We start from the raw sequence: 12676 nt of genomic DNA on the forward strand, positions 1-12676 counted from the left end.
GGAAGCGTGCCTGAGATCCCGGACAGCTGGTGTCCGCATGGTCGGGCTGAGGCGGGAGGTGTGCCGGTGCGGTCCCTACGCCGCGTGGGCCGGGCTGCGCACCATACGGGGCACGAGCACCGCGAGGGCGACCGCCGTCGTCGCGACGGCCGCGAGCACCGAGAGCGCCGCGGTCGCCGGCGTGGATGCCCAGAGTGCCTGGGCCGCCCACGCGGTCGGCACGACCCCGAGCAGCCATGCCCCCGGCGTGTCGAGGAACCACCACGCGACCGGCAGGTACAACGGCACCGTCGTCGCCTTGAGCAGCGCGACGGCCTGGACCCGGTCCCGGGCGAACCCACCCACGAGCGCCACCGGTACCGCCGCGACCACGCCGCCCGCGGCGGCGGTCGCGACCAGCCCGCTGACGCCGGCTCCCGGCGCTGCGCCGGCGAGGAGCAGCACGGCAGCGACGGCGAGGGCACCGGCGACCATCGCGGCCCCGAGCCGATAGGCGGCCACCACGCGCAAGCCCGCCGGCGTAAGCGCGAGCACCGGCAACAACCCCGCGTCGCGGTCCTCGGACCACAGCAGCCCGACCAGGGACCCGACGATCACCGGGACGTGGATCGCGACCACGAACGCCCACACCGCGGGCAGGTGAGGGGCGAGATCGAGCCCGTAACGCTCCGCGACGAAGGCGACACCGCCACCGCTCAGCCACCGCGTGGCGATCGCGATGAGCGGCAGCCCCGCCAGCAGCATAAGCAGCAGCCGGTCGCCGAGCAGGGTGGCGCGGTCGACCGCCGCAAGCGAGCGTACCGCCTGCCACCCGCTACCGGGCTCGCGCCGCCTGATGCGCCCGCGCCGGTGGCGGCGGCCCGTGGCCGGGCCGGCCGCGGGGCGCGGGTCCAGGCTGCGGCGCACGGCAATGACCCACACCACGGCGACCGCGGCGAGCAGCCACGTCGCAGCCGGCCACGAGGGTTCGCCGCCGAGCAGCTCAAGTGCGCCGGTCAGCGGCGACACCGCCAGCAGCGGGTGCGCGAACAACCCGAGACCGTCAACGAGCGCGGGACCGATGAGCAGCGCGGCGAGCAGAGGGACGCGGGCGAGGTAGGCCGTCAGGGTCTCGGCCGCGCCGACGACCGCGATCGCCACGAGCGTGAGCAGCACCGTCGCGCCGACGGCGCCGCCGAGGACCGTCGGAGCCCAGCCTTCTCCGGCGACGAGGAGCAGGACGATGGCGACCGCCAGCGCGTAAGCGCCGAGCAGCGCCGTGCGCACCGTCACCGCGACCGCGGGGGTGAGGCCGGCGAGGCGCAGCGCGCCGGCGAGCCCGTTCGCGCGCTCGACGACGGTGAGCGCGGGAGCGGCGACGAACCCGAGGCCGGCGACCTCGAGGAGCAGGAGCCACGGCACGAGCTCGGTGCGCCACTCCTCCGGCAGCGCGAGAAGGACCGCGCCCCACGCGAGCGCGGTCGCAGCGGTGAGCCCCCACACGCCGTGGCGGCGGTGCAGCCGCAGTTCGGTCGCGACGACGGAGCGCCAGGCACGCGCGTTCACAGCGCGTGTCCCGTGACCGCGCGGAAGACGTCGTCGAGGCTCGCCTCGGTCGTGTGCACCGTCTCGACGATGGCGCCCTCGGGGAGCCCGGCGAGCTGGCGCGCGGCCTCCTCGAGCGACAGCGCCGCGACGTGGACCTCGCCACCGACCCGGTACTCGACCCGCAGGCGCCGCTCCCCGTGGTCGAGCTGCAGTGCCCGCGGGGTGTCGCACGCGACGATCCGGCCGCCGACGACGAACGCGACGCGGTCGCAGACGCTCGCGGCGGTGGCCATGTCGTGGGTGGTGAGAAAGATCGTCGCGCCGCGCGCCTGCTCGGCGTGAACGAGCGCGCGGACCTCGGCGGCGTTGACGGGGTCGAGCCCGCTGGTCGGCTCGTCGAGGAACAGCAGTTCTGGCTCGTGCTGGATGGCCCGCGCGAGGTTCAGCCGGGCGCGCATCCCTTTTGAGAAGCTGCCCACCGGCTCGTCGGCGGCGTCCCCGAGACCGACGGCGCCGAGCACGTCGGCGACGCCCCGGCCTGCCCGCCGGTGCAGGTTCGCGAAGTGCGTGAGGTCCTCCCGGGCGGTGAGGCGCGGATAGCCGACCGGCAGCTCGAACGACACCCCGATCCGGTCGTGGAGATCGCGGCCCCACCACCGTCGATCGCGATCGAGCAGGCGGATCCGCCCCTCCCAGCCGTCGACGAGGCCGAGCACCGCCCGCTGGGCGGTCGTCTTCCCGGCGCCGCTGGGGCCGAGAAACCCGAACACCTCGCCGGGCTCGACCGCGAACGTCATCCCGTCCACGGCGAGGGCTTCGGCACGGGGATAACGGTAGGCGAGGTCGGCGACTTCGATGGCGGTGCGCAGCATCGCTCCCTCCGGTTGAGCGCGCGGCCGCCCGATCGCGGCCGCGCCGGGCCGGACGTTGCTCCTTCGCGGCCCGAGCCCGAATCGTACCCGGGTTGATAGTCACTGTCTATACATAGATACTTCTATTTAGGAGCCACTATCAGCTCGTGCTAGGCTGCCCTCATGGCGAAGACGGGATTGCGGGAGCGAAAGCGGCTCGCGGCGATGCGTCGGATCCAGGAGACCGCGTTCGAGCTGTTCGAGCGTGACGGCTACGACGCGGTGACCATCGAGCAGATCGCCGACCAGGCCGAAGTGTCGCCGAGCTCGGTCTATCGCTACTTCGGCACGAAGGAGCGGGTCGTCCTCTGGGACGAGTACGACCCGCCCGCCTTCGAGCGCTTCGCCGCCGAGCTCCGCGAGCATCCCCCGCTCGAGGCGATGCGTCTGGCGATCGATCTCGTGGGCGCGCAGTTCCTCGGACCGGATCGCGCCCGGGTGGAGCGCACCACGCGGCTCGCGTTCGAGGAGCCGGCGGTCACCGCGGCGATGCGCCAGGAGCTCGACGCGGCGGCGGAGGCGATCGCGGAGCTCGTGGCCGACGCGCGCGCGATGCACCGCGACGACCTCGCCGTCCAGGTGTTCGCACGGGCCGTGGTCGCGGCGATCGAAGCCGCACTGCGGACGTGGCACGCGGGCGGCTTCGAGGCCTCGCTCGTCGACCTGCTGCACGACGCGCTCGGAGCGCTCGAGGGTGGCCTCGACCTCCGCTGAACCCGGCGCGCTCGACCTCGACCTCCCCTGAACCCGTCGTGCGCGGCCTCGACCTCCCCTGAGCCCGTCGTGCTCGCAGCCGTGGCGCGGACAGAGCATGACCACGGCGCTCCCCGCGTCTGCCATCCCCACGCACGAGGTGCGACCCTTGTGGGAGGGCTCGATGTCGAGACCGCGGGCCCGGCGACGTCATGGGGGTGTGCGGCGCAGACGGAACGTCGCCCGAGCAACGGAGGGCCTGGAAATGCGGTTCATGCTGATGCAGTACTACGCGCCCATCGATGGCGTGCCGCCGATGACGGAGTGGGCTCAGGAGGACATCAAGGCGCACATCGCCTTCCAACAGGGGTTCAACGCAGAGCTCACCGAGCTCGGCGAGCTGGTCGATGCACAAGGGCTCGCCGCCCCCGAGCTCGCGACGTTCGTCGTCTCCGACGGCGCCAGCGCGCCGGTGATCACCGACGGGCCGTTCCCCGAGTCCAAGGAGCTGCTCGCGGGCTTCCGAATCGTCGACGTCGACTCACAGGAGCGGGCCATCGAGATCGCCGCGCGCTCCTCGGCCGCCCCCGGCCCGAACGGCGCGCCAATCCGCCAGCCCATCGAGGTGCGCGAGGTCATGGGTGCACCGCCCGACGACCTGACCGCCTGACGGGCCGAGGACGTGACCGACGCGACCGACACCGAGGGCCTGCTGCGCGCGCTCGCGCCGCGGGCCCTCGGGGCACTCACGCGGCGGTACGGTGACTTCGCCGCGGCGGAGGACGCCCTCCAGGAGGCGTTGGTGGCGGCAACCACCACGTGGCCACGTGAGGGACGCCCGGCGAACCCGCTGGGCTGGCTGATCCGTGTCGCCTCCCGTCGGCTGCTCGACCACCACCGCAGCGAGGGCCGCCGACGCCGACGCGAGGCACAGGCCGCCGCATGGGCGCTGGCCGATCCACCGACCGTCCCCGGCCACGACGACACCCTCGACCTCATGCTGCGGTGCTGTCACCCGGCGCTGACGCCGGGCGCGGCCATCCCCCTCACGCTGCGTGCGATCGGCGGGCTCACCACGCGTGAGATCGCGACGGCCTTCGGCATGCCGGAAGCCACGATGGCGCAGCGCATCAGTCGGGCCAAGGCCAAGGTGCGCGCCTCGGCGACCCCGTTCGCGCTACCCGAAGCCGACGACCGCACCGAGCGCCTGCGCTCGGTGCGGCACGTGCTCTACCTCATGTTCAACGAGGGCTACGCGAGCCACTCCGGGCCCGACCTCATCCGCGTCGACCTCTCGGCAGAGGCCATCCGGCTCACGCGCATGCTGTCGGCGGCCGTTCCCGAGGACCCGGAGTCAGCGGGCCTGCTCGCCCTCATGCTGCTGACGGATGCCCGCCGGCCCGCCCGCACCGGACCCGACGGCGAACTGATCCCCCTGGCGGAGCAGGACCGGGAGCGTTGGGACCGAGCCTCGATCGCCGACGGGATCGGGATACTCGACCAGGCGTTGGGACGCCGTCAGATCGGGGAGTACCAGCTCCAGGCCGCCATCGCTGCGGCCCACAGCCGGGCGCCGAGTCACGAGGCCACCGACTGGGCCGAGATCTCCTCGCTGTACCGCCTGCTCGAGCAGCTGACCGGGAACCCGGTCGTCAGCCTCAACCGCGCGGTCGCGGTCGCGATGACCGACGGCCCGACCGCTGCGCTGGAGGTGCTCGACCACATCGAGTCCGACCTCGGCGACCACCACCGCTTCCACGCCGTGCGTGCGCACCTGCTCGAGCTGGCCGGGGACGCGGCGGCCGCGCTCCGGGCCTACGACACCGCGGCCGCCCGCGCGACCAATCCGCGTGAGCGGCAGTACCTGGTGACCCGGGCAGCCGGCCTCGCCCCGGAACAGCCGCCTACTGACGAGCAGCCGACCGCCTGAGCGACCGCCCACTCACAGCAGCCGACCGCCTGAGCGGTCGGACCGCGACCGGCGGAAGCTGCGCGCCCCTCTGCCCCGTATCGGGTGGCGTCAAGAGTCGCCGTACGGTTACTCGCGCATGCGCGGGTAACCGTGCTGTACGGCCAGCGCACGCACCCGTGTGTGCCCGACCGTCAAGTGTTGGGTCAGCGCCTCTGCACCCGCGCCTCGACCCCGTCGAGCAGCGCGTCGAGCGCGCTCGCGAAGGCACCCTCGTAGTCGATCGGGTCCTCGTACTGGTCCGTGTCCGGTGACCCGAAGGCACCTGCCTCGTCAAGGGCCGCGAAGGTGGGGTATCGCTCCGGGTCGAAGACCTCTCCGATAACTGCTTCCTGCGCGCCCCACCACTCTTCGTTCGTGATCCCGGTACGGCGCGCGGCGAGCGCGCTGTCGACCGACGCGCGGGCGGCCCCGTCAGCGAGAAAGCCCACGGCGGCCACCAGCCGCACGACGTCCCGGGGTGGGAGCCCTGTCTCGTCGGCGGCGTGCAGCACGGACTCGTACGCGGCGAGCATGTTGGGGCCCGCGACCGGCCGCGCGTAGGTGGCCGGCACCGCGAGAACCCACGGGTGGGCGTGCGCGAGCTGCCACTCCGCCCATGCATAGGCCTCGAGCTTCGCCCGCCACCCGCCGGGCCGTTCACCGACTCGGGGTGCCTCGCCGACCACGCGGTCGACCATCAGCGCGAGCAGCTCATCCTTGCCCGGGACGTGACGGTAGAGCGACATCGTCCCGACGTCGAGCGCCTTCGCGACAGCACGCATCGAGACGGCGTCGAGCCCCTCGGCATCGGCGATCCGCACCGCCTCTTCCACGATCGCGTCCCGCGAGATCGTCGCCTTCGGGCCACGTCGAGGCGGATCGTCGAGCCCCCAGAGCACCGTCAGGCTTCGACGAACCTCCGCGGCTCGACCCCCACCTCCCCGCGGGCCTCTCGGGCCGCATCCGCGAGCTCCCGACGCACCTCGCCCGCGGCGTCCGCGAGCTCGCGGCGCACCTCGTACCCCGCGCTCCTCAACTCGTCGCGGAGCTCGTCGGCAGCGCGACGGCCCTCGCCCCCATCGCCGGATTCCTCAACGTCCTGGTCCATCGATGCAAAGCCTATGCGCCCCACTTGCCTCTCGAGACCGATATGGATACGGTGTACGCTGTTTGCGTATAGCGTACGCAGTTCATTGCCGAGGAGGTAATCGATGGTCGCACCCCCTGGTCCTGGACCCACGACCCCCTGCGCGGTCCGCGCGCAGGGGCTGGTCAAGCGTTACGGCACCACCACGGCCCTCGACGGTCTCGACCTCGCCGTCGAGTCCGGGACCGTGCACGGCCTGCTGGGCCCCAACGGCGCCGGTAAGACAACGGTGGTGCGCGTGCTCGCGACGCTGCTTCGAGCCGAGGCGGGGACGGCACAGGTCGCTGGTTTCGATGTTCACCGCGAGCCGGCGCGGGTCCGCGCGCGGATCGGCCTCACCGGACAATTCGCGGCGGTGGACCAGCTGCTCACCGGCCGGGAGAACCTCGCGCTGTTCGGACGGCTGCTGCACCTCGGGCGGCGGGACGCGCGGCGTCGCGCCGACGAGCTGCTCGCCCAGTTCGACCTCACCGACGCGGCCGACCGTCCGGTCCGCGAGTACTCGGGGGGCATGGGCCGCCGCCTCGACCTGGCGGCGAGCCTGATCCTCGACCCCGACGTCCTGTTCCTCGACGAACCGACCACCGGCCTCGACCCACGGAGCCGCGCAGCGGTGTGGGAGGCGGTGCGCGCGCTGGCCGGCGCTGGCACGACGGTCCTGCTCACCACGCAATACCTGGAGGAGGCCGACCGGCTCGCCGACCGCGTCTCGGTGATCGATCGCGGTCTGGTCATCGCCGAGGGCCCGGTCGATGATCTCAAGCAGCGCACAGGAGCCGAGCGGCTCGAACTCGTGCTGAGCGCCGACGACGATCCCGAGCTCGCCCAACGGATCCTCGAACGCGTTGGCACGACGGATCCGCACTACGAGCCAGCGAGCCGCCGCCTGTACGTCCCGGTCGCGGACGGCGTCGCGGCGCTCGTCACCGCCGCCCGAGACCTCCACTCCGCCGGCGTGACCCCCGAGGACCTCGGGATACGCCGACCCACCCTCGACGACGTGTTCCTGCAGCTCACTGGACACGCCACCACGTCGGCCGCCGACGAGGAGGTCCCCGCATGAGCCCGGTACAGAGCACCTCCGCCGAGGCGACGTCGAAAGGCCAGCCCGTCCGCGTGCTCGACCGGCCACCAATCGTCCGCGCAGCGGTCGAGGCCGGGAACCTCGTCGGTCGTGCCCTCCTGCAGCTACGGCGAGAGCCCGCGGAGCTGATCTCGGCCCTGGCCTTCCCCGTGGTCGCGGTGCTGCTGTTCGGCTACGTCTTCGGCAGCGCGATCTCGGTCCCGGGCGGGGGCGACTACCGCGCGTTCCTCATGCCCGGACTGTTCGGCATGACGATGGTGTTCGGGCTCGCGGGCACGGCCATGTACGTGGTGACCGACACCAGCCGTGGCGTCACCGACCGCCTTCGGGCCATGCCCCTGACGCCGGGGTCGGTGCTCCTCGGCCGCAGTGGCGCCGACCTGGCGCTCGCGCTCGTGGACCTCGTCGCGCTCGTGGGCGTCGGATTGTTGGTCGGTTGGCGCATCGAGTCCGGGCCGGCGGCGGCCGTGGCCGCGATCGGGTTGCTCCTATGGCTGCGGATCGCCCTGGTCTGGGTCGGCATCTGGCTCGGCTTGCTGATGCGCACACCCGAAACCGCGATGCGCACCTTCGGCCTCATGCTGCCGGTGGCGATGTTGTCGAACGCGTTCGTGGCTCCGGACCTCATGCCGCGGTGGCTTCAGGCGGTGGCCGAGTGGAACCCGCTGTCGTCGACGGTCGCGGCGGCGCGTGAGCTGTTCGGCAATCCCGGATCACCGTCCGACGGTTCGTGGGTCGCCACCCACGCGATCGAGATGGCCGTCGTCTGGCCCGCCGTGTTGCTGCTCGTGTTCGTCCCCGCGGCGCTGCACCGCTACCGGGGACTCGGCCGATGAGCCGGCGCCGCGGCACCCGGACACGAGCACGGTGCCGCGCGCTCGTCGTCGTATCCAACGTCGCCGGTCAGCAGCGCGTCGACACGGCTGCCGCGGGCAATGCTCACCACCGGGCCAACGGATCCGAGAGCAAGGCAACGCCGTGGCTGACTACTACTGGTGTTTCGCGCACGACACGGTCGAGGAAGGGCCCGGCTGCCGCGGCGTCGACCGCCTCGGCCCCTACGAGTCGCCGGAGGCCGCCCGCGGGTGGCGGCAGCGTGTCGAGCGACGCAACCGCGAATGGGACGCCGCCGATCGCCAGTACCGCGGGAGCTAGACACACGAACCGTTGACACGGCCCCGCACGCTGCGGGGACACCTCGTCCGGTGATCGCGGGCAGGCGATGAGCCCCGCCGTCCCCGAACGTCCCACCCCTCGAGACCACGAATCGGGGAGGGTGGGCACGTGCTGGAACAGGGGATGCGGGCGGGCGACACCGGCCGCGCGGGGCCACGGGAGTGGCTCGGGGTCGCGGTGCTAGCCCTGCCGACGATGCTGTTGTCGCTCGACCTGAGCGTGCTCTACCTCGCCCTCCCCCATCTCAGCGCCGACCTCGGGGCCACCAGCACCCAGCAGCTGTGGATCACCGACAGCTATGTCTTCATGACGGCGGGCTTCCTCGTGACGATGGGCGCCGTCGGGGACGCCATCGGGCGGCGACGCCTACTGCTGATCGGCGCCCCCGCGTTCGGGGTCGCATCCGTGCTCGCGGCCTACGCGCCCACCGCGGAGCTGCTCATCCTGGCCCGCGGGCTCCTCGGGATCGCGGGCGCCATGCTCCTGCCGTCGACGTTGTCGCTGCTGCGGAGCATGTTCGGCGAGCCCAAGCAGCTCGGCATCGCCGTCGCCGCGTGGACGACGGCGTACATGGCCGGCGTCACCCTCGGCCCGGTGATCGGTGGCTTGATGCTGCAACGGTTCTGGTGGGGCTCGGTCTTCCTGCTGGGCGTGCCGGTCATGGCCCTGCTGCTCGCCGTCGGACCCTGGCTGCTGCCCGAGCACCGCAAGCCCGGCCCGGCCGTGGTCGACCTCCCGAGCGTGGGCCTGTCCCTTGGCGCCGTGCTGTCGCTGGTCTTCGGCCTGAAGGAGGTGGCCAACGCCGGCTGGGCGCCGCTGCCCGCGGCCGCCCTGGCGGTCGGTCTCGCGCTCGGAGCCGTCTTCGTTGGGCGGCAACGGCGACTGCTCACCCCGCTGATCGACCTCCGCCTGCTCCGGATCCCCGCGATCGGGGCCACGCTCCTGATCGCCCTGCTCGTCGCGGCCACGCAGAACGGCACCGTCCTGGTCCTCACCCAGTTCCTCCAACTGGTCGAGGGCCTCTCGCCGCTGCGCGCGGGGCTCTGGCTCGCGATCCCCTCGCTCGCGCTGATCGTCACGATCAACGCGACACCCCATCTTGCCCACCGCGTGCGACCGGGGCGGCTCCTCGCGACGGGCCTGGTGGTCGCCGCGGGCGGGGCGTTGGTGCTCGCCTCGGTGCCGGGCGTCGGCCGGACCGGTCTCCTCCTCGCCGGCGCGGTCGTGCTGTTCGCCGGGATCGGGGTGCCGGGCGCGTTGTTCAACCAGCTCGTGCTCGGGGCCGCGCCGTCGGAGCGCGCCGGCTCGGCGGCGTCCATGGCGTCGACGAGCGGCGAACTCGGCATCGCGCTGGGCATCGCCACGTTCGGGAGCCTCGCCACGATCACCTACCGCGGGCGCTTGCATTTGCCACCGGACACGCCCTCGGCTGCCGCCGGCACCGCCCGCGAGAGCATCGTCGACGCGGTCGCCACAGCTCGGGAGCTGCCCGTCGTCCTCGGCGCCGAGGTCCTCGACGCCGCCCACGCCGCCTTCCTCGCGACCCTCCGCACCGTCACGATCGCCAACGCCGGGGTGTTCCTCGCCGTGGCCGTCGTCGCGGCGGTCACCCTGCGCGAGGTGCGACCGACGGGCGAGCGCCCGAGCGAGTGATCGTCGGCTCGGCCATCGTGAGCGCGGTGCCCCCACCGCGTCCGAACGGCCCAGGTCGGTAAGGTGCCGCGGCATCACGAGGCCGAGGAGGCGCCATGGACGAGGAGCTCGTGCACGCCACCGTGCGGGCCTACGACGCCACGGCCGACCGGTACCGTCAGCGATGGCACGGCACCGACCCGCTCGTCGGGGCCAAGCGCGCCTTCCTCGAGCTCCTGCCGGCCGATGCGCGAGTGCTCGACGTGGGGTGCGGCACCGGCCGCGACCTCGCGTGGTTCGTCGGGGCTGGTCTCGCTGCGGTGGGCGTCGACCGGTCGACGGGGATGCTCGCGACCCCCGAGGTGCGCGGGCGTGCCGCCGCCGCGGACATGCGTCAGATCCCGCTGCCCGACGGGAGCCTCGACGGCTGGTGGGCCGCCGCGAGCCTGTTGCACCTTGACCGCCGGGGTCTGCACGCCGCGCTCGAGGAGTTGCACCGCCTCACGCGCCCTGCGGGCGTGGGCTTCGCCTGCGTCAAGCGCGGCGACGGCGAGGCGTGGGAGCCGACCAGCGACAGCGAGCTGCGATACTTCCGCTACTGGCAGCCCACCGAGCTCGACGACGAGCTCACCGCGGCCGGGTGGCACGTCGAACGCGCCTGGATCAGCGAGGACACCCTCGGCCGGCAGCCGTGGATCTCGCGGTTCGTACGGCGACGCTGCGCGGCGGCCTTTCCTGACCCGACCCGAGAACGAGAGGCGGCGCCGTGAGCGACACCCCGACCGAGCCGGGCCCCGTGGAGACCTTCGTGCACGCCCTGCGGGAGGCCGGGAGCGAGGCGGTGTTCTCGGTCCCCGGTGGCGGGGTGAACCTCGCGATCGGCGAGGCCGCCGTCGAGGCTGGGATGCAGTACGTGCTCATGCACGGCGAAACCGCTGCCTGCATCGCCGCCGGGGTCAGTGGCAAGGTGCGCGGCGGGGTCGAGCTGGCCAGCGTGACGCGCGGGCCCGGCGCGGCCTCTGCGGCCAACGGCGCGGCGCAGTCGACCCTCGACCGGTTCCCGCTCGTGTTGGCGTGCGACACGGTGCAGCAGGACCAGCGGCATCGGGTACGCCACCAACTCGTGGATCAGCAGGCCCTGTTCGCGCCCGTCACGAAGGCCACCGGGGTGCTGGGCCGCCAGATGGACGGCCGCCGGTTCGCGGAGGCGTGCGACGAGCACGCACGCGGATGGCCTCCGGGAGCGGTCTACGTCGAGGTGGACGCCTCCGCCCCGGGCGCGTTGCCGAGCCCACCGGAAGAGGTGGTGGCCACGCCGCTCCCGATCGACGCCGCCCACCGGCTGGACGAGGCCCTCGACCTGGTGCGCCGCGCCCGACGCCCGGTGTGGCTGGTGGGCATCGGCGCGCTCGAGTGGGCCGGCGAGCTGCGGAGCCTCCTCGCGGACACGCCCTGCCCGGTGCTCACCACCTACCAGGCGAAGGGGCTCGTTCCCGACACGTGGCCGCAGACGGGACCGCCCTTCACGAACGGGCGACCGGAGCACGACCTGCTCGAGCGGGCCGACGTGATCTGCGCGATCGGCCTCGATCCCGTCGAACCCCGCGGCGGGCCCTGGCCCTACCGGGCACCGGTCGTGACGATGAGCCCGCAGCCGCTGGACAGCGCCTACTTCGGGGCGACGGTCGACCTCGTCGGATCGCCCGCCGAGGTGCTGCACCCGTTGGTCGACGCCGCACGCGACGCCGACTGGCACGGCGCCGAGGGGGAGGACGCGCGCGAAGGCTTGCGCCGAGCGGTGCGCGAGGCCACGGGCGCGCATGCCGCCGGCAACGGCGGTCGCGGGTCCGGGGCCGCTCCGGCCGGGGCGGGACTCGCGCCGCAACGCGTCGTCGACGTGGTCGCGGCCGCCACCGGGCCGCGGTCTCGGATCACCGTCGACGCGGGCGCGCACATGCTCGCGGTGATGCCGCTGGTCGAGGCGCACGAGCCGCTCGACGTCCTGATCTCCAACGGGCTGTCCACGATGGGGTTCGCGCTGCCGGCCGCCATCGGTGCGGCGCGCGCCGAGCCGGAGCGGCCCGTGGTGTGCTTCACCGGCGACGGCGGCCTCGGCATGTGCCTCGCCGAGCTCGAGACGCTCGCCCGGCTGCAGCTGAACGTGACGGTCGCCGTGCTGAACGACCGCAAGCTCTCACTGATCGACGTGAAGGCCTCGCCGCGCGCAGCCGGTCTGCGGCTCGCCGACTACAGCGAGATGGCGTTTGCGCGCGTCGCGGAGGGCTGCGGCGTGCCGGCCACCACAGTGGACCGTGAGAGCGGGCTGGTTGACGCGGTCTCGGGCGGCCCGGCGGGGCCGCGGTTACTCGATGTCCGAGTCGACCCTGCTCATTACCGCGACATCATGGACGCCAGCCGGTAGCCAGCGTGCGGTCACAGGGGCATCCCCGGCCAGGCCCATCCGCGGCCAGCAACCGCCCCACCCGCAACCGCCCCGCCCGGAACCGCTGTGGGGTGATCGTCGGCGGCGCACAGCCTCCACCGGCGGGGCGGCC

Annotated in this window: 13 protein-coding genes; 9 read left to right on the forward strand and 4 right to left on the reverse strand. The window is 73.2% G+C overall.

Features of this window, described 5'->3' with window-relative positions; translation table 11 throughout:
- Window positions 1-75 precede the first annotated feature (75 nt).
- Entirely contained in the window at window positions 76-1545 is a 1470-nt protein-coding gene (locus tag ER308_RS10185; RefSeq protein ID WP_131154887.1) for a hypothetical protein, read from the reverse strand.
- Window positions 1542-2396, reverse strand: a complete 855-nt coding sequence (locus tag ER308_RS10190) for an ABC transporter ATP-binding protein (RefSeq protein WP_420826254.1) — start codon at window positions 2394-2396, stop codon at window positions 1542-1544. Before ER308_RS10190 ends, ER308_RS10185 begins: the two co-directional genes overlap by 4 nt.
- 165 nt (window positions 2397-2561) lie before the next feature.
- On the opposite strand from ER308_RS10190, the gene ER308_RS10195 reads away from it, so the two are divergent.
- The 3 genes from ER308_RS10195 to ER308_RS10205 all read left to right on the forward strand — a co-directional run bounded on the left by ER308_RS10195 (window position 2562) and on the right by ER308_RS10205 (window position 5061).
- Complete coding sequence (locus ER308_RS10195) at window positions 2562-3152, forward strand: TetR/AcrR family transcriptional regulator (RefSeq protein ID WP_131154889.1); 591 nt, start codon at window positions 2562-2564, stop codon at window positions 3150-3152.
- A 244-nt stretch (window positions 3153-3396) separates the two neighbouring features.
- Entirely contained in the window at window positions 3397-3801 is a 405-nt protein-coding gene (locus ER308_RS10200; RefSeq protein WP_131154890.1) for a YciI family protein, read from the forward strand.
- Between the two features lie 12 nt (window positions 3802-3813).
- Window positions 3814-5061 (forward strand): RNA polymerase sigma factor, encoded by a 1248-nt coding sequence (locus ER308_RS10205; RefSeq protein WP_131154891.1) that lies wholly within the window; start codon window positions 3814-3816, stop codon window positions 5059-5061.
- A gap of 185 nt (window positions 5062-5246) precedes the next feature.
- On the opposite strand, the gene ER308_RS10210 is transcribed toward ER308_RS10205, so the two are convergent.
- Together ER308_RS10210 and ER308_RS10215 are read right to left on the reverse strand one after the other, a co-directional pair.
- Complete coding sequence (locus ER308_RS10210) at window positions 5247-5915, reverse strand: TetR/AcrR family transcriptional regulator (RefSeq protein WP_131154892.1); 669 nt, start codon at window positions 5913-5915, stop codon at window positions 5247-5249.
- 68 nt (window positions 5916-5983) lie between these two features.
- The gene (locus ER308_RS10215; RefSeq protein WP_131154893.1) at window positions 5984-6190 is read right to left on the reverse strand and encodes a hypothetical protein; all 207 of its coding nucleotides are present in this window, start codon (window positions 6188-6190) and stop codon (window positions 5984-5986) included.
- A 103-nt stretch (window positions 6191-6293) separates the two neighbouring features.
- Between ER308_RS10215 and ER308_RS10220 the strand changes: the two genes are divergently transcribed.
- From ER308_RS10220 to ER308_RS10240, 6 genes are all read left to right on the forward strand, one after another.
- Window positions 6294-7292 carry an ATP-binding cassette domain-containing protein gene (locus tag ER308_RS10220; RefSeq protein ID WP_131154894.1) on the forward strand — a complete coding sequence of 333 codons (999 nt, stop codon included), beginning with the start codon at window positions 6294-6296 and terminating at the stop codon, window positions 7290-7292.
- Window positions 7289-8149, forward strand: coding sequence for an ABC transporter permease (locus ER308_RS10225; protein WP_131154895.1), 861 nt, complete (start codon window positions 7289-7291; stop codon window positions 8147-8149). The genes ER308_RS10220 and ER308_RS10225 overlap by 4 nt, the downstream gene beginning before the upstream one ends.
- 142 nt (window positions 8150-8291) lie before the next feature.
- Complete coding sequence (locus ER308_RS21545; protein ID WP_165491975.1) at window positions 8292-8468, forward strand: hypothetical protein; 177 nt, start codon at window positions 8292-8294, stop codon at window positions 8466-8468.
- Window positions 8469-8597: 129 nt separating this feature from the next.
- On the forward strand, window positions 8598-10142 hold the full coding sequence (locus ER308_RS10230; RefSeq protein WP_205746001.1) for an MFS transporter: 1545 nt from the start codon (window positions 8598-8600) through the stop codon (window positions 10140-10142).
- Between the two features lie 95 nt (window positions 10143-10237).
- The gene (locus tag ER308_RS10235; RefSeq protein ID WP_131154896.1) at window positions 10238-10891 is read left to right on the forward strand and encodes a class I SAM-dependent methyltransferase; all 654 of its coding nucleotides are present in this window, start codon (window positions 10238-10240) and stop codon (window positions 10889-10891) included.
- Entirely contained in the window at window positions 10888-12543 is a 1656-nt protein-coding gene (locus tag ER308_RS10240; protein ID WP_131154897.1) for a thiamine pyrophosphate-binding protein, read from the forward strand. Before ER308_RS10235 ends, ER308_RS10240 begins: the two co-directional genes overlap by 4 nt.
- Window positions 12544-12676: the final 133 nt, after the last annotated feature.

The organism is Egibacter rhizosphaerae (assembly GCF_004322855.1).
Taxonomy (GTDB): domain Bacteria; phylum Actinomycetota; class Nitriliruptoria; order Euzebyales; family Egibacteraceae; genus Egibacter; species Egibacter rhizosphaerae.